General features: G+C 72.8%; 14 protein-coding genes. 7 read left to right on the top strand and 7 right to left on the bottom strand.

The features are described from left to right. Positions 1-132 precede the first annotated feature (132 nt). A complete protein-coding gene (locus tag CFP66_RS29630) occupies positions 133-2,193 on the top strand; it encodes an HNH endonuclease signature motif containing protein (protein ID WP_094928497.1) in 2,061 nt (686 codons plus the stop codon). 165 nt (positions 2,194-2,358) lie between these two features. Here the strand turns inward: CFP66_RS29630 and CFP66_RS29625 are convergent, their stop codons facing one another. Genes CFP66_RS29625 through CFP66_RS29605 form a run of 5 tightly spaced genes read right to left on the bottom strand, consistent with a single transcriptional unit; the run spans position 2,359 to position 7,834 of the window. Beyond that, positions 2,359-3,396 (bottom strand): LacI family DNA-binding transcriptional regulator, encoded by a 1,038-nt coding sequence (locus CFP66_RS29625; protein WP_094928496.1) that lies wholly within the window; start codon positions 3,394-3,396, stop codon positions 2,359-2,361. 32 nt (positions 3,397-3,428) lie between these two features. Continuing rightward, positions 3,429-4,214, bottom strand: coding sequence for an enoyl-CoA hydratase/isomerase family protein (locus CFP66_RS29620; RefSeq protein WP_094928495.1), 786 nt, complete (start codon positions 4,212-4,214; stop codon positions 3,429-3,431). Next, positions 4,211-5,308 carry an extracellular solute-binding protein gene (locus CFP66_RS29615; protein ID WP_094928494.1) on the bottom strand — a complete coding sequence of 366 codons (1,098 nt, stop codon included), beginning with the start codon at positions 5,306-5,308 and terminating at the stop codon, positions 4,211-4,213. The genes CFP66_RS29620 and CFP66_RS29615 overlap by 4 nt, the downstream gene beginning before the upstream one ends. Continuing rightward, the gene (locus CFP66_RS29610) at positions 5,305-6,507 is read right to left on the bottom strand and encodes a CaiB/BaiF CoA-transferase family protein (RefSeq protein ID WP_094928493.1); all 1,203 of its coding nucleotides are present in this window, start codon (positions 6,505-6,507) and stop codon (positions 5,305-5,307) included. Before CFP66_RS29610 ends, CFP66_RS29615 begins: the two co-directional genes overlap by 4 nt. 10 nt (positions 6,508-6,517) lie before the next feature. Continuing rightward, positions 6,518-7,834: an MFS transporter gene (locus CFP66_RS29605; protein ID WP_094928492.1), complete on the bottom strand. Its 1,317-nt coding sequence runs from the start codon at positions 7,832-7,834 to the stop codon at positions 6,518-6,520. 148 nt (positions 7,835-7,982) lie between these two features. Here CFP66_RS29605 and CFP66_RS29600 point away from each other — a divergent pair, with 148 nt between their 5' ends. The 4 genes from CFP66_RS29600 to CFP66_RS29585 are packed head-to-tail and all read left to right on the top strand — an operon-like array spanning position 7,983 to position 11,777. Beyond that, entirely contained in the window at positions 7,983-8,720 is a 738-nt protein-coding gene (locus CFP66_RS29600; protein WP_094928490.1) for an SDR family NAD(P)-dependent oxidoreductase, read from the top strand. Then, entirely contained in the window at positions 8,717-9,766 is a 1,050-nt protein-coding gene (locus tag CFP66_RS29595) for an aldose 1-epimerase family protein (RefSeq protein WP_198961741.1), read from the top strand. Before CFP66_RS29600 ends, CFP66_RS29595 begins: the two co-directional genes overlap by 4 nt. Continuing rightward, positions 9,763-10,845 (top strand): Gfo/Idh/MocA family protein, encoded by a 1,083-nt coding sequence (locus CFP66_RS29590; protein ID WP_198961740.1) that lies wholly within the window; start codon positions 9,763-9,765, stop codon positions 10,843-10,845. The genes CFP66_RS29595 and CFP66_RS29590 overlap by 4 nt, the downstream gene beginning before the upstream one ends. Before the next feature lie 29 nt (positions 10,846-10,874). Continuing rightward, complete coding sequence (locus CFP66_RS29585; protein WP_094928487.1) at positions 10,875-11,777, top strand: sugar phosphate isomerase/epimerase; 903 nt, start codon at positions 10,875-10,877, stop codon at positions 11,775-11,777. A 3-nt stretch (positions 11,778-11,780) separates the two neighbouring features. Here CFP66_RS29585 and CFP66_RS29580 read toward each other — a convergent pair whose 3' ends face one another. Beyond that, the gene (locus tag CFP66_RS29580; protein ID WP_094928485.1) at positions 11,781-12,497 is read right to left on the bottom strand and encodes a FadR/GntR family transcriptional regulator; all 717 of its coding nucleotides are present in this window, start codon (positions 12,495-12,497) and stop codon (positions 11,781-11,783) included. A 4-nt stretch (positions 12,498-12,501) separates the two neighbouring features. Beyond that, positions 12,502-13,287 carry an HpcH/HpaI aldolase/citrate lyase family protein gene (locus tag CFP66_RS29575; RefSeq protein WP_094928484.1) on the bottom strand — a complete coding sequence of 262 codons (786 nt, stop codon included), beginning with the start codon at positions 13,285-13,287 and terminating at the stop codon, positions 12,502-12,504. 135 nt (positions 13,288-13,422) lie between these two features. Between CFP66_RS29575 and CFP66_RS29570 the strand changes: the two genes are divergently transcribed. Continuing rightward, the gene (locus CFP66_RS29570) at positions 13,423-14,757 is read left to right on the top strand and encodes an MFS transporter (RefSeq protein WP_233159806.1); all 1,335 of its coding nucleotides are present in this window, start codon (positions 13,423-13,425) and stop codon (positions 14,755-14,757) included. Then, positions 14,757-15,770: a D-isomer specific 2-hydroxyacid dehydrogenase family protein gene (locus CFP66_RS29565; RefSeq protein WP_094928483.1), complete on the top strand. Its 1,014-nt coding sequence runs from the start codon at positions 14,757-14,759 to the stop codon at positions 15,768-15,770. Before CFP66_RS29570 ends, CFP66_RS29565 begins: the two co-directional genes overlap by 1 nt.

Genomic DNA, 15,770 nt, shown 5'->3' with positions numbered 1-15,770 from the left:
TGGTGATCCGACGCGAACTCGTCCGCCGTGGCTCCTCACCGCCCGTCACCGCCGGCTGCGCTTCTCGGGTGAACTCCCACCAGATGTCGTCAACAGCCTCGAACTGTCAGAGGTCGAACGTAAGTTCGAGTCATGGCAGCAGTGGTGGAACTCGTGGATCGGGCGGTCAGCACGCCGCCCGGTCCGGAGCTGGCTGCCCTGCTGAGCCGCTTGCCGTGGAGGGCGATCCCGAACAGCCGATTGATCGAGGTGCTGCAGGCGCGCTCCCGCCAGCGCGCGCACGAGGACGCCGAATGGCTGGCCGGTGTCGCCGAGGTCGCCCACACCGTGGCCCTGGAGGAGCTACCCGGGGATCCTGCCGTGGCGGTGCTGCGGGCGGGCGAGGCGTTCGAGTGGGCGTCCCATGAGATCGCCGCCGCCCTGACCTGGACCCCCACCGCCGCCGACCGCGAGCTCGGCATCGCTCTCGCCCTGATCGAACGCCTGCCGCTGGTCTACGCGGCCCTGCACCGCGGGGAGATCGACCGTGCCAAAGCGCGGGTGTTCCTCGACTACCTCGACCCCGCCAACGGGGACGTCACCGAAGAGCAGTGCCGGCGGTTGTGCGAACGGTTCCTGCCCGAGGCGCCCGGCCTGACCACCAGGCAGCTGGGCGATCGGCTCTACCGGGCGTTGCACGCCATCGACCCCCAGTACCGGCGTCGCCGCTACCGCCGTGCAGTCCAGGAACGCGGGGTGGCCCTGTACCTCGACCCCACCACCGGTACCGCCACCCTCGTCGGCACCGGGCTGCCTCCGGACGAGGCGAGCGCTGCGGCCGAACGCCTCGACCGCCTGGTCGAGGCCGCGAAGCGGGCCGGGCACCCCGGCCTGCGGCGGCGGATCAGCGCCGACCTGTTCCTGGGCATGCTCAACGGCGGGTTCCACGGTCTGACCGAGGTCGAGATCATCGCGCGACTCCTGGGCACGTCCCGCGCCGAGGACGTGCCCGACGAGGACACCACCGGCGCCTCTGACGCGGGCGAGTCCGATATCGCTGACGCAGCCACCTCCAGCGCGGGGCCTGTCCCCACTACTGATGCCGCTGAGTCTGGTGCCGCCGAGCCTGCTGCCGCTGAGCCTGCTGACGCAGACACTTCCGCGACCGGGACTGCCGTCACCGAGGCTGCCGTCACCGAGGCTGCCGTCACCGAGGCTGCCGTCACCGAGACATCCGCTACCGGCGCTGGTGAGCCTGCTGCCGCTGGTGGGTCCGCCGCTGCTGGATCCGGCGCGGCCACCTCGCCCGAGACCGGTGAGGGGGCGCGAGCGGATCGGTGGGCTCGGGATCAGGCCGGCATCCGTGAAGGCGTCGAGATCCGCCTCGGAATGGCCACCCTCGCGGGGCTCGACAACCGGCCCGGCGAGATCCCCCGCGTCGGACCCGTCGGCGCGCACCTCGCCCGCGACGCCGCCGCCGCCCAACGTCGCGGCGCCGCCTGGCGGTTCGCCGTCGTCGACGACACCGGCCACCTGCTGCTGGCCGGGGTGCTGCGTCGCCGACCCCGCGCCCGCCCCGACGCCCGCAGGTCGGGCTCGGATCGGGTGCGGGGCGGTGTGGTCGAGGTGCACCTCACCGTCGAGGAGATGCAGCGCTTCGCCGCCGACCCGGTGCTGGGCGAGTGGCACGGGCTGCTGGCCGAGATCGCCTCCCACTGGGCCCGTCGCGACCAGTTGCGCGCCCGGTTGGCCGCCAACCCCGACGCCCGCTTCGCTCGCGGACCCCTGGCCGATCACGTCCGCGCCCGTGACCGCTACTGCTGCGGCCCCGGCTGCACCCGCTCCGCCCGCTCGTCCGACCTCGACCACACGCAGGACTACGGTCGCGGCGGCAAGACCGTCGAGACCAATATCGGGCCCGGCTGCAAGCGCCACCACGCCGACAAGGATCGCGGCTGGTCCCTGACCCAGCCCGAGCCGGGGCTTTTCCGGTGGGTGAGTCCGCTGGGGCGGGTGTATGTCATCCGCGGCGAACCGATACGCCTGAATCTGCCCGACCCGGACCCGTCGCCGCACCCCGCTGAGGAGAGCGACACCCAGGCCGAGCGGCGGTTGCGCCGCTACGACCGGAAGATCCTCGATCGGCCGGCCGCTGACCCACCGCGACCGCCGCCGACACGGGGTCCGGCGCCTGACGATGAGCCACCGTTCTGATCCGGGGGGCGGGGACGGGACCATCGGGAGGCAAGCTGCCCACCGCCCGCAGGTCCTTGCACCCGCCACGCCCCGGCCCTGGACCCCTCCTCGGGCCCCGAGCCGCTGGCCCTGCGTCGCATCGCAGCAGCTGACTTCGTGCCGCAGCCGCGGCCGGTCCGCCGCCTACGTGCTCCCGCGCTCCACGACCCGGAAGCCGACGTCGTGGCAGCGCTGCGCGACGTCACGACCGCGCATCCGGTCGAGCAGCAGTGCCGCTCCGGTGGCACCGATCTCGGCGTTCGGCACGGCGACGGTCGTGAGCGCGGGGACGAGGTGGCGGGCGATCTCGAAGTCACCGAACCCGGTGATCGCGAACCGGTCCGGGACCGCGACGCCGCGGCGGACGCAGGCCTGCAGGGCGCCGGCGGCGAACACGTCGCTGGAGAACATCACCGCGTCGGTGTCGGGGTAGCGTTCGACGACCGCGTCGAGCAGCGCCACCCCGGTGTCCATGGAGACCGGCTCCGGGCCCGCGTCGACTTCGCGGGGCGGTGTGCCGAGCAGGTCCCGCACGGCGGCGCGGTAGCCGGCGAGGCGTTCCGCGGCGCGCGGGTCGCCCGGCAGCTGGCGGCCGGCGAAGGTGATCCGACGACGCCCGCGCTCGACGAGGTGGGCGACCAGCGCGGCGGCTGCCGCCGTGTTGGAGAACCCGACGAGGACGTCGACCGGGTCCTCGGTCCAGCCCCACGTCTCCACCACGGGGATGCCGGCGGCGGCCAGCAGCGCCCTGGTGCCGGCGGTGTGCTGGGTGCCGACGATGAGGAATCCGTCGGGTCGGCGACCCAGGAAGCTGCGGACCAGCTCTTCCTCGTGGTCGGGCCGGTACTCGGTGGTACCGAGGAAGATCTGGTAGCCGTGCGGCGCGAGCGCGGACTCGAACGCGTGCACCGTCTCGGCGAACACCGACGTGCTGATCTGCGGGACGATCGCGGCCACCGCGCGGCTGCGGTTGGACGCCAGGTTGCTCGCGGCCAGGTTCGGCACGTAGCCGGTGCTGGCGATCGCGTTCTCGACCCGCTCGCGCGTCTCGTCGGCCACCGCGTCGGGGTCCCGTACGACCCGCGAGACCGTCTGCGGCGAGACGCCCGCCGCCGCGGCCACGTCGGTGAGCGTGACCGAGCGCGTCGCCGAGCGCCGGCGCGGGCGTCGGCGGGGCTCCATCACGTCGGGAACGATATCCGGGGGGTGATCCACTACCGGCGGCGGAACACGGGCGGGCGCTTCTCCGCGAACGCCCGGCGGCCCTCGGCGGCGTCCTCGGTGGCGAAGCAGATGGTCTGCAGGTCGCGTTCGTAGGCCATCGCCTGGTCCTCGGGCAGGGAGAACGCGGCCCGCAGGTTGACCTTCGCAGTCTCGGCCGCGATCGGCGCGCGGGAGGCGATCGTCGCCGCGATCTCCCGGGCGCGCGGCAGCAGGTCGGCGGGCTCGACGACCTCGGTGACCAGGTGCCACGCCAGTGCCCGCTGCGCGTCGACGCGGTCGCCCGTCATGGTCATGTACGCCGTGTTGGAGGGCCCGATCGCGTGCGCGAGGAACGTCGTCATGCCGCCGCCGCCGATCCAGCCCAGCGTGATCTCCGGCGCCCCGAACGACGCCGTCCGCGAGGCGATCCGGATGTCACAGGACAGCGCGGTCTCCAGGCCGCCGCCCAGCGCGTACCCGTTGACGGCGGCGATCGTCGGGGTGCGGGCGGCGCGGATCGCGTCGCAGTAGTCGGTGCGGTTGCGGAAGTCCCACGGGGTGGCGTAGCGGTCGAGCTCGCGCACGTCGGAGCCGGCCGAGAACGCGCGCTCGCCCGCGCCGGTCACGACGATCGCACGGACGTCGTCGGTCGTGTCGCACCACTGCACGGCGCGCACCAGAGCTTCCGACATCTCCGGCGTCACCGCGTTGAGCTTGGCGGGGCGGTTCAGGGTGATCGTGGCGATCCGGTCGGCGACCTCGAGCAGGACCTCGTCCGAAGTGGGCGCGGGGATCATGCGTTCTCCTCCTGTTCGATGCGGCTCGCCGCGGAGAGCGCGCGCATGCGTTCCAGCCCGCGCGTGGGGTCGAGGACGCCGCCCAGCACGTCGCGGACGAGTGCCGATGCGGCGGTCTGGAAGCCGATGTAGCCGGCGTAGCGGGGGCGTACCCAGGCGTTCTCGCAGGTGGCAGCCGTGTGCGAGTAGAAGTGGCCGGTGTCGAGTGCCGTGTCGGCCCACGCGGCGCGCGCGCTTGGCTGGCCGCTGTGCGCCGGCAGGAAGCCGCACTGCGCCTCCGCCGACATCAGCCAGCGGATGTGGTCGCGCAGCTCGCGTGTGGGCCGGCAGCGGGCGCTCACCGCGAGTCCGGTGCCGCCGAGTGTCGAGCCGCGCCGTCCGCCGGCGGAGGGGGCGTCGGTGAACGCCACGCGCCCGGCGTAGGTGACGTAGCCGTAGACCAGCGGGACGTGCCACAGCTCGTCGGTGCCGGCCATCAGCTCCAGCAGCCCGATCGGGTTGAGCGCCCGCGTCTGCGGCGGGGCGTGGGCGTCGATCTCCGCCATCACGTCGAGCGCGGCGAGGCCGGTCGCGGTCGGGACGAGGCCGGTGGTGTCGTCCGGCGGCGTGCCGAGCGCGACCGCGACCGAGGCGAAGGTGAGGTAGGCGTGCGGCCCCGCCAGTGACAACGCGACCGGGCCGCGGCCGGCGAGGCGCACGACCTCGTCCCAGGTGTCCGGGGCGTCGCCGGCGAGGTCCGTGCGCGTGGCCGCCACCTGGGTGGCCGCGTCGAGCGGCAGCGCCCACTGCCGGCCCGCCATCGCGTACGAGCGCATGGTCGGCCCGATGGACGCTGCGGCCCACGCCTGCAGTTCCTCGGCGGGGAACAGGTCGTCGAGCGGGGTGAGCGCTCCGGACGCGAGGGCTTCGCCCAGGTGCGGGTGGTCGAGCACGACGAGGTCGTAGCGCGCGCACAGGTCCGCGATCGGGTGCGACTCGAACCCCTCGAGCGGCTGCACGTCCCATCCGATGAGCTCACCCGCCGCGGCGACGAGGGCGTCGCGGCCGCGCGGGTGGTCCCAGGTGATGCCCCTGAAGCCCGCGCTGCACGTCACGTGGTCTCCACGACGACGCCGGCATCCAGCAGCCGGGCGACGTCCTCGTCGGGCACCCCGATCTCGGCGAGCACTTCGCGGGTGTGCTCGCCGGTCAGCGGCGCGCCCCGGTCGATGCGCGGCGGCGTCGCGGAGAACTTGTAGGGGAAGCCGGGGACCGTGACCGCGCCCTCGGTGGGGTGCTCGTAGGTGACGAACGTGCCGTTGTGCCGGACCTGCGGGTCCTGCAGCAGGTCGGCGTAGCCGTAGACGGGACCGGCCCAGATCCCGGCGGCGGCGAAGGCGTCGAGCCAGTGCTGAGACGGCCGGGTCCGCAGGCGCCGGGCGGTGGCGGCGAAGATCTCGTCGCGGTGGGTCCAGCCGTGCTCCTCGTCGACCATGTCGAGCAGGGAGTCATCCCCGATGATCTCGCCGAGCGTCTTGAGCGGTGGGAACGCCAGCACGAGGTAGCCGTCGGCAGTCTCGAACGCCCCGTAGGGCGAGCGGATGTAGACGTGCGCGTGCGGTTCCCGGGACCGGGTCTGCGGCAGCCCGCCGACGGTGTGCACCGCCAGTTCCTGCATCTGCAGCGTGGTGATCGCGTCGAGCATGTTGACGGTGACGAGCTGGCCCTCGCCGGTGCGCTCGCGGTGCAGCAGGGCGGCGAGCACGCCCTCGAACGCGGTGGACGCCGTGACCGCGTCCACGAGGTACTGACCGGCGGCGCGCGGGGCCTCGCCGGCGCGGCCGGAGGAGAGCATCGCGCCGGACATGGCCTGCAACAGCAGGTCCTGCCCGGGGCGCTGCGCGTACGGACCGTCCTCGCCGTATCCGGAGATCGAGAGGTAGACGATGGACGGGTTGATCGCCTTGAGCGACTCGTAGTCCACGCCGAGCCGCGCCGCGACGCCCGGGCGGTAGTTCTGCAGGAACACGTCGGCGCCCGCGACGAGCTTGCGCAGCACCTCCTGGCCCTGCGGGTCCTTGAGGTCGACGGCGAGCGAGCGTTTGTTGCGGTTCAGCGAGAGGAACGAGACGTTGATCCGGTTGCCCGTCGCGCCGCCACCGGCGGCGTGGCGCTGCCACTCGCCGGTGACCGGCTCCACCTTGACGACGTCGGCGCCGAGGTCGCCCAGGCGCTGCGCGGCGAACGGGCCGGCCATGGCGATGGAGCAGTCGAGCACGCGGTACCCCGCGAGGATCCCTGGTGTGGTGGTCATTCTCGGCTCCTCAGGCGGATGTCGGGACGGAGGCGTGCCGCGACTTCGGGGCGACGTCGGGGTTGGTCTCGGGGGACAGCCACGCCGAGAGCGCCGAGACGCCCGCGAGCACGACGACCAGGAGCGCCACCAGCCAGGCGCTGCCGCCGGCGGCGACGACCAGCGCGGTGGCGACGAGCGGGAGCGGGCCGCCGACCACGGCGCCGGTGACCTCGCGGGCGGTCGCGATGCCGGAGAAGCGCACCCGCGGGGGGAACAGCTCGGCGTAGTAGGAGGCCTGCACGCCGAAGATGGCGCGGTCGGCCACGTGCGCGACGACCACGGCGATGTAGAGCAGCGCGATGTTGCCCATCTCGATCAGCGCGAAGAACGGGTAGACGAACGCGATCAGGAACAGTGCGCCGCCGATGATCACCGGCCGGCGTCCGACCCGGTCGGACAGCGCACCCCAGGCCACGGTGGCCGCCGCCCCGACGAGGCCGGAGACCACCACGCCCAGCAGCGAGACGACCGCCGGGTAGCCGAGGTTGTTGATCGAGTACGAGAGCGCGAACGTCTGGAAGACGTAGGTGAGGCTGCCGCCGAAGTTCACGCCGGCCGCGAGCAGGAGCTTCCTGCGGTGGTCGCTCCACAGCTCCCGGAACGGGGAGCGCGGGGCCTCGCGGGCCTCGGTCGCGATCTCCCGGAACTCGTCGGTCTCGGGCATCCGCACGCGGATCCAGAATGCGACGGCGACGCCGACCACGGACAGCAGGAACGGCACCCGCCAGCCCCATGCGTCGAACGCCTCCCGCGGCAGGAGGGCGAAGAGGGCGAACACGCCGGTGGCGAGCATCATCGCCACGTCGACGCCCGCGGCCGGGATGCTGGTGAAGAAGCCGCGCCGCGTGCGGCCCGACTCGCCGGCCACGACGACCGCGCCCCCGTACTCCGCGCCCGCGCCGAAGCCCTGGACCACCCGCAGCAGGATCAACAGGGCCGGAGCCCAGTACCCGATCGCCGCGAAGTTGGGCAGCAGGCCGATCGCGATCGTGGACAGCCCCATCATCAGGACGGTCGCGAGCAGCACCGGCTTGCGCCCGATGCGGTCGCCGAGGTTGCCGAAGACGATGCCGCCGAGCGGGCGGACCAGGAACCCGATGGCGTAGGTGGCGAACGCGATCATCGTGCCGACGACCGGGCTGACGTCACCGAAGAACTGCGTGTTGAACACCAGGACCGCGGCCGACGAGTACAGGAAGAAGTCGTACCACTCGATCACCGTGCCCATCGCGCTGGCCGAGACCGGCACCCAGCGCTTCCGGGCCGCCGCAGCATCTTCGCTCATGCGTTCTCCTCTGGTGTTAGCGCTACCGATAGCGCTAACATCACGCTAGGCAGCCCCGGATCCTGATGTCAATCGGGGGTGCGAGATCGCCGTCACGAGGGGGTTCGCCGATGAACCGGTCGCTGTTCCGTCCCTGCGCGGTCGCGGCGTGACCGCCGCACTGGTCACCGGCGCCGGCGGCGCGCTGGGCCACGCCACCGCGGTCCGCCTCGCCGCCGACGGGTTCGACGTCGCCGTGCTCGACGTCGACGAGGCCGGCCTGGAGCGCGTGGCCGAGGACGTCGGGAAGGCCGGCGGGCAGGCGTTGCCGCTGCGCGTGGACCTGCGCGACGCCGAGGCCATCGAGGCCGCGGTCGCGCGCACGGAGGCCGAGCTGGGGCCGCTGCGGGCGCTGGTCAACAACGCCGCGGTCTACCCGAGCCGGCCCTTCCTCGAGGTCCCGCTGGCCGAGTACGAGCAGGTCGTGGCGGTCAACCAGCGCGCCTACTGGGTGGCGGCGCAGGCAGCGGGGCGGCGGATGACCGACGCGGGGGAGGGGGCGATCGTGAACGTCGCCTCGATCACCATGCACGGCGGCTGGGCCGACCTCGCCGCCTACGTGTCCACGAAGGGCGCCGCGGCGGCGTTCACCCGGGCGCTCGCGCGCGAGCTCGGCCCGCACGGCGTGCGCGTCAACTGCGTCTCGCCGGGCGCGTTCCCGACCGCTGCCGAGGAGATCCACGACAACCCCGAGGAGTACCGGCGGTTCGTGCTGGACCGCCAGGCGCTCAAGCGCCGCGGCCGTCCCGAGGAGCTCGCCGCCGTGGTGGCGTTCCTGGTCGGCCCGGACTCCTCGTTCGTCACGGGACAGTGCATCGAGGTCAACGGAGGGTGGGTGATGGCGTGAAGCTCGATCGGACCGAGCTGGCGAGACGGGCCGGGGACGTCAGCGCGGCAGGCGGGGTGCGCGCGGTGGTGCTGGACGACGGCGCCGAGCGCGGGATCCGCGCGCTGGAGTTCCGCACCGGCGCCGGGCTGTCGTTCGACGTGCTCGTCGACCGGGCCATGGACCTGGGCACCGCCGAGTTCCGCGGCAACGGCTTCGGCTGGCGCTCGGCCACCGGGTTCCGCCACCCCGGCCTGCACGAGTACCGCGACGACGACGGTCTGTCGATCATGCGCAGCTTCTCCGGGCTGCTGCTCACCGCGGGCCTGGACCACACGCTCTTCGGTGCCGAGGTGGACGCGTCGCAGTACCGCTACCCGCCGCGGGGGACGGTCTCGCACGGCCTGCACGGGCGCGTCGGCAACATCCCTGCGCGCCTGACGGGCTACGGCGAGCAGTGGGTCGACGACCAGAACTGCGTGCTGTGGGCCGAGGGCGAGGTGCGCCAGGCCGCGATCTTCGGCGAGCACCTGCGCCTGCACCGGCGAGTCGAGGCCGACGTGGGCGGCACCGAGATCCGGCTGATCGACACCGTGCGCAACGCCGGCTTCGACCCCACCCCGCACATGTACCTCTACCACGTCAACATCGGCTGGCCGTTCCTCGACGAGGGCGCCCGCTACGAGCTGCCCCTGGAACGCACGCTCTGGCAGAGCGACAGCGTGGCCGAGCAGGGCGTCTCGAACATCGAGATGCCCGCCCCGCAGAAGGGCTTCGTCGAGCAGGTCTACGAGCACGAGCTCAAGCCCGACGCAGCCGGCAAGGCGCGTCCGCGGCTGGTCAACGAGCGGCTCGGGGTGTTCTTCGAGCTGGAGTACGACACCGCGCAGTTCCCGGCCTTCTTCCAGTGGCTGCACCTGCGCGAAGGCGCCTACGCCGTGGGATTCGAGCCCTCGACGCACCACGTCCAGGGCGAGCAGGCCGCCCGCGAGGACGGGTCGATGACCTTCCTCGAACCGGGCGAGGAGCGCCGCTACGCGACGACGTTCCGGGTGGGGGCGCTGTGACCGACGATCTCGTGCCCGACCAGCCGGTGCGCTGCCGCGAGTTCGGCATCGGTGCCGTCGGCTCCGGGTTCATCATGGCCGACGTCCAGCTCGACGCCTACGCCCGCGCGGGCTTCCCGGTGCGGGCGATCACCTCCCGGACCCGCTCGAACGCCGAGGCCGTGGCGAAGCGCTGGGACATCCCCACGGTGTACGACACCGTCGAGGAGCTGGTGGCCGACCCGTCGGTGCAGATCCTCGACGTCGCCTACCCGCCGCACCTGCAGCCCGACGTCATCCGGGCGGCCCTGCGCCACGACCACGTGCGCGGGATCCTCGCGCAGAAGCCGCTCGCACTGGACCTGGCCGCGGCCACCGCGCTGGTCGAGGAGGTCGAGGCCGCCGGCAAGGTCATGTCGGTCAACCAGAACATGCGCTACGACCAGTCGATCCGCGTGCTCAAGCAGCTGATCGACCGCGGCGAGCTCGGCGAGGTCGTCACGGCCACCGTCGACATGCGCGCCGTGCCGCACTGGCAGCCGTTCCTGCGCGACTACGACCGCCTGACGATCGCCAACATGAGCGTCCACCACCTCGACGCGCTGCGGTACCTGTTCGGCGAGCCCGAGGACGTCTACACCGCGGCCCGCACGGACCCGCGCACCACGTTCGCCCACGTCGACGGCATCGTGGCGAGCACGCTGCGGTTCCCGAACGGCGTGCTCGCGCTCTCGTTCGAGGACGTCTGGGGCGGGCCGGTGCAGGAGGGCATGGAGGGTGACGTCGCCATCCGCTGGCGTGTGGAGGGCACCCGCGGGCTCGCGACCGGCACGCTCGGCTGGCCCGACTTCCCCGACGGCAGCCCGTCCACCCTGCGGTACTCCAGCGAGACGTCCGGTGGCTGGGTCGAGCCGACCTGGACCACGCAGTGGTTCCCGGACGCCTTCGGCGGCGTGATGGAGCAGCTGCAGCACGCCCTCGCCACCGGTGAGCCACCCGCGCTCCCCGCGCGGGACAACCTGAAGACGATGGCGCTGGTCGAGGCCACCTACCGATCGATCGCCGAGCGACGCGCCGTGTCGCCCGGCGAGTTCCTCTGAGCGAACCCCGTCCACGAAGGAGTGGCCCCATGCTGCCCGTCGGCATCTTCTCCGGCATCTACCAGCACGACCTCGACGAGGCCGCCCGCCGCGCGCGGGCACACGGCTTCGGCTGCGTCCAGTTCGACCTCGACTTCACCGATGCCCGGTTCGGCGAGCAGGGCCTCACCGAGGCCGAGTGCAAGGAGATCCGCGACACCTACCGCCGCCACGACCTGCCGATCGTCTCCGTGTCGGGCTACACCAACATCATCCATCCCGACCCGGAGGAGCGGCAGCTGCGGCTGAACCGGCTGCGCGCGCTCATCCGCAACGGCCGCAACCTCGGCACCCCGTACGTGATCAGCGAGACCGGCACGTACAACGTCGAGAGCGACTGGGCGCCCGACCCCCGCAACCTCACCGAGGCCGGCTACGCCGAGTGCCTCGACGTGGTCGGCGGGCTGGTGGAGGAGGCCGCGAAGCACGACGCCGTGTTCTGCGTCGAGACCTACGTCAACAACGTCATCGGCACGGTCGACGCCACGCTGAGGCTGTTCCGCGACATCGCGAGCCCGCACCTCGGACTGGTCATGGACCCGACCAACTACTACGAGGACCACAACCTCGACGACATGGACGGCGTGCTGCGCCGCGTGTTCCGCGAGCTCGGCCCCTACATCAGGATCGCGCACGCGAAGGACGTCGCCCGCGCCACCGACGCGAACGAGAAGCACACCGACACCGGCGCCGCCGAGTACCTGTCCTTCCGCGGCGTCGGGGCGATGGAGCTGCACGGCCCCGGCCAGGGCGCGCTGAACTACCCGCTGTACCTGCAGTTGCTCGCCGCTCAGCACCCGAACATGCCGGTGATCATCGAGCACGTCACGGAGGACGAGGTGCCGGCGGCGAAGAAGTTCGTGCAGGACGCGCTGATCGAGGTGGGTGTCTGAGGGTCAGGGGGTGGAGAGCGAGCGTTCGAGACGGGCGCTCGCCTTCTCCATGTGCGTCTCCATCGCCGTCGCCGCGGCGTCCGGGGCCTTCCGCTCCACCGCCCGGAACACCGCTTCGTGCTCGGCGAGAGTGGCGCTGGTGTCCCCGTCGGCGCCGACCGCCCGCTGGATCCACACCCGCAGCAGGGCGCGCACGCTGTGCAGGATGTCGCGCAGCACCGTGTTGCCCGCGATCCGCGCGACCTCGAGGTGGAACTCGACGTCCGCCTCGGTGAACTCGGCGACGGCGTCCGCGGTCTCGCGCATCCGTTCGAGCCGGGCACGCAGGCGCGCCACGTCGTCGTCGGTGGCGCGCTGAGCCGCGAGCCGCGCCGTCACGGCCTCGAGGTGGCGGCGGGCCTCCACGAGGTCGCGGGTGTGCCGCTCGCCGAGCATGAGGCCCCACTCGATCGCCTGCGGCAGCAGGTCGGAGACGGTGCCGCGCACGTAGGTGCCCGAGCCGACGCGGACCTCGACGATGCCGAGCACCTCGAGCACCGCGATCGCCTCGCGGATCGCCGAGCGGCCGACGCCGAGGTTCTCGGCGAGGCGCCGCTCCGACGGCAGGCGCGTGCCTGGCCGTTGCTCCCCGGCGGTCAGCTCGTCCAGCAGCCGGCGCGCCACCTGGCTCACCGGGCTGTCGCGCCGGATCGGCGCCACCCCGGCGCCCGGCGCTGCCATCGCGTCAGCCCCCGGACGAGGTGGCCGAGCGGATCGCCGTGATGCCCGCCGCGAGTGCCTGCTGGTAGAGCCACAGGTCGCCGTTGTAGGCGAGCAGCGAGTACCCGCGCCCGACCAGGTCGGTGGCCTGCTCGACCGACGTGGGCATGAAGCCGGCGACCGTGCCGGTGTCCGCGGCGGCCTTCGCGACGCGGTCGAGCGCGGCGAGGTAGTCCGGGTGGTCGAACTGGCCCGGGATGCCCATGGAGTTGGTGAGGTCGAAGTGGCCGACCCAGACGACGTCGACGCCGGGCACGGCGGCGATCTCCTCGACCGCCTCGAGCCCGGCGACCGTCTCGATCTGGCAGATCACGACGTTGTCGCTGTTGGCGCGGCGCATCGTGGCCACGTTGTCGCCGGGGCGGTAGTCGTCGTGGGCCACGCCGAAGGCGGCGCCGCGGCTGCCGTCCGGCGGGTACTTCGCCCAGTCCACCAGCTGTGCGGCCACCTCGGCCGAGCCGACCATCGGCGCCATGATCCCGCTCGCCCCGACGTCGAGGGCGCGACTCACCGTGGTGCGGTCGAACGCCGAGGGGATCCGGATCCAGGCCGGGGCGCCGGTCGGGCGGGTGGTGGCCACGAGACCGCCGAGGGTCTCCCAGCCCCAGCCGGTGTGCTCGGCGTCGAAGAGCACGAACTCCGCCCCCGCGTGCGCCGCGAGGCGGCCGATGCCGTGGGTGGCGAACTCGAACACGAACGTACCGAGCGCGAGGTCGCCCGAACGGGCCTTCTCGATCACGGGGAGGGTCACGGCGGCGCCTTCCTGTCGCGGTGTGGCTGCCGCCAGGCAACAAGCAGATGGCCCGCATGTCAACCGGTTGACCAATTTCCGCGGGCGTGGTTACGGTCGCCGAGCCGGCACCGTCGCCGTCAGAGGGAGGTCCTCGTGACACCCGTCGATCCCGATCCCGTCGAGACGTCCACCATCCGCAAGGTCGCCGTGCGGCTCGTGCCGTTCGTCGCCCTGATGTTCTTCATCAACTACCTGGACCGGACGGCGATCGCGTTCGCCGGACCGAACGGGATGAACGCCGACCTCGCGCTCTCCGCGGCGCAGTTCGGGTTCGCCTCCGGCGTCTTCTTCGTCGGCTACATCCTGCTGGAGGTCCCCAGCAACCTCGCGCTGCACCGCTTCGGGGCGCGGCGCTGGCTGGCGCGGATCATGGTGTCGTGGGGCCTCGTCGCGGCCCTGTTCACCTGGGTGGGCAACGCCGAGAGCCTCTACGTCCTGCGCTTCCTGCTGGGCGTGGCCGAGGCCGGCTTCTTCCCCGGGGCGATCCTGTTCCTCACCCAGTGGGTGCCCGCCCGCCACCGCAGCCGCGTCCTCGCGCTGTTCTACCTCGCCCAGCCCCTCACCACCGTGATCGGTGCGCCGCTCGCGGGCGCGCTCATCGCGGGCGGGGACGGGCTGTTCGGGCTGGACGGGTGGCGCTTCATGTTCCTCGGCGTCGCGGTGCCCGCGATCGTGGTCGGCGTCATCGCCTGGTTCTACCTCCCGGACCGGCCCGCCGACGCCCGCTGGCTCGACGCGCGCGAGAAGGCCTGGCTGACGGCGGCGCTTCAGCGGGAGACCGCGGAGACGGCCGGGACGGGGCACCACTCCGGCTCCGTGCGCCACGCGCTCGTCGACGGGCGGGTCTGGTGCCTCGCGCTCGTGGCGTTCGGGTTCATCTACGGGCTCTACGCGCTGGCCTTCTTCCTGCCCACGATCATCGCCGGGTTCGAGGCGGGGTCCGGCCAGGAGTTCGGGGTGTGGGAGACCAGCCTCGTGACGGCCGTGCCGTACCTGCCGGCCGCCGTCGTGCTCTACCTGTGGTGCCGCGACGCCACCCGGCGCGGCGTCCGCACCTGGCACGTCGCGGGGCCGGCCGTCGTCGGTGGGGTGAGCATCCCGCTGGCGCTCTACGCCGGTTCGCCCGCGGCGACCATCGCGGTGATCACGGTGACGGCGTGTGCGATCTTCGCCGGCATGCCGAACTTCTGGACGTTCCCGCCGCGCTTCCTGCACGGTGCCGCCGCCGCGGCCGGCATCGCGCTGATCAACACCGTGGGCAACACCGCGGGATTCGCAGCCCCGTACGTCACCGGTGTGCTCGCCGACCTCACCGGCTCCTACCACGTGCCGATGTTCGGGGTGGGCGCGCTGATGCTGCTGTCGGCGCTGCTCATGGTGCGGGTCAGCCGCACCGCCCGCCCCGTCGTGACCGAGAGGACGAGCTGATGACCTTCCAGGTCGGGCTGACCGGCGATTTCCTGACCCCGGACGGTCGCATCGGGTGGGGCGACATCGGGCTGTCGCTGCTCGCGGACGACCCCGGCGTCGAGCACCGGTTCCTGGAGGTCACCGAGGGGGAGATACCGCCGGAGCAGCTGGCCGGCCTGGACGCGCTGGTCGGTCTCCTGCCCCGGGTGACCGCCCGGTCCCTCGAGCAGGCCGACCGGCTGCGCGTCGTCGCCCGCTTCGGCGTGGGCTACGACAACGTCGACGTCCCCGCGGTCACCGCGAACGGCACGCTGCTCACGATCACCCGCGACGCCGTCGCCCGGCCCGTCGCGCAGGCGGCGCTGGCGCTGGTGCTCGGGATCTCCCACCGGCTGCGGGACAAGGACCGCCTGGTACGCGAGCACCGCTGGCAGGACCGGCTCGACCACATGGGCACCGGTCTGACCGGGCGCACCCTCGGGTTCGTCGGCTGGGGCAACATCGGCCGGACCGTCAGCACGATGTTCGCGCCCCTCGGGATGCGCCAGATCGCCCACGACCCGTACGCCGACACCGCGGCCGCCGCGGCCGCGGGCGTCGAGCTCGGCGACCTGCACACGGTGCTCGCCGGGGCCGACATCGTGCTCGTCACGGCGGCGCTCACCGAGGGCACGCGGGGGCTCGTCGACGCCGCGGCGCTGGAGCGCATGAAGCCCACGGCGTTCCTCGTCAACGTCGCACGCGGGCCGATCGTCGACCAGGACGCGCTGGCCGCCGCGCTGAGCACCGGGAGCATCGCCGGCGCCGCGCTCGACGTCTTCCGCGAGGAGCCACCCGCACCCGACGACCCCATCCTCTCCGCCCCGAACACCCTGTTCAGCCCGCACGCCACCTGCTGGACCGACGAGCTCGGGCTCGCGAACGGCACGGCGGCGATCCGGGCGGCGCTCGACGTGCGGGACGCGCGGCGCCCGCCGCACGTCGTCAACCCCGAGGCGTTCGCCCACCCCGCGCTGCGTCACCTGCGGTGA

The sequence above is a fragment of the Pseudonocardia sp. MH-G8 genome (assembly GCF_002262885.1).
Taxonomy (GTDB): Bacteria; Actinomycetota; Actinomycetes; order Mycobacteriales; family Pseudonocardiaceae; genus Pseudonocardia.
The sequence above is the reverse complement of the archived record's forward strand: the minus strand, read 5'-3'. Positions and strand labels throughout refer to the sequence as shown.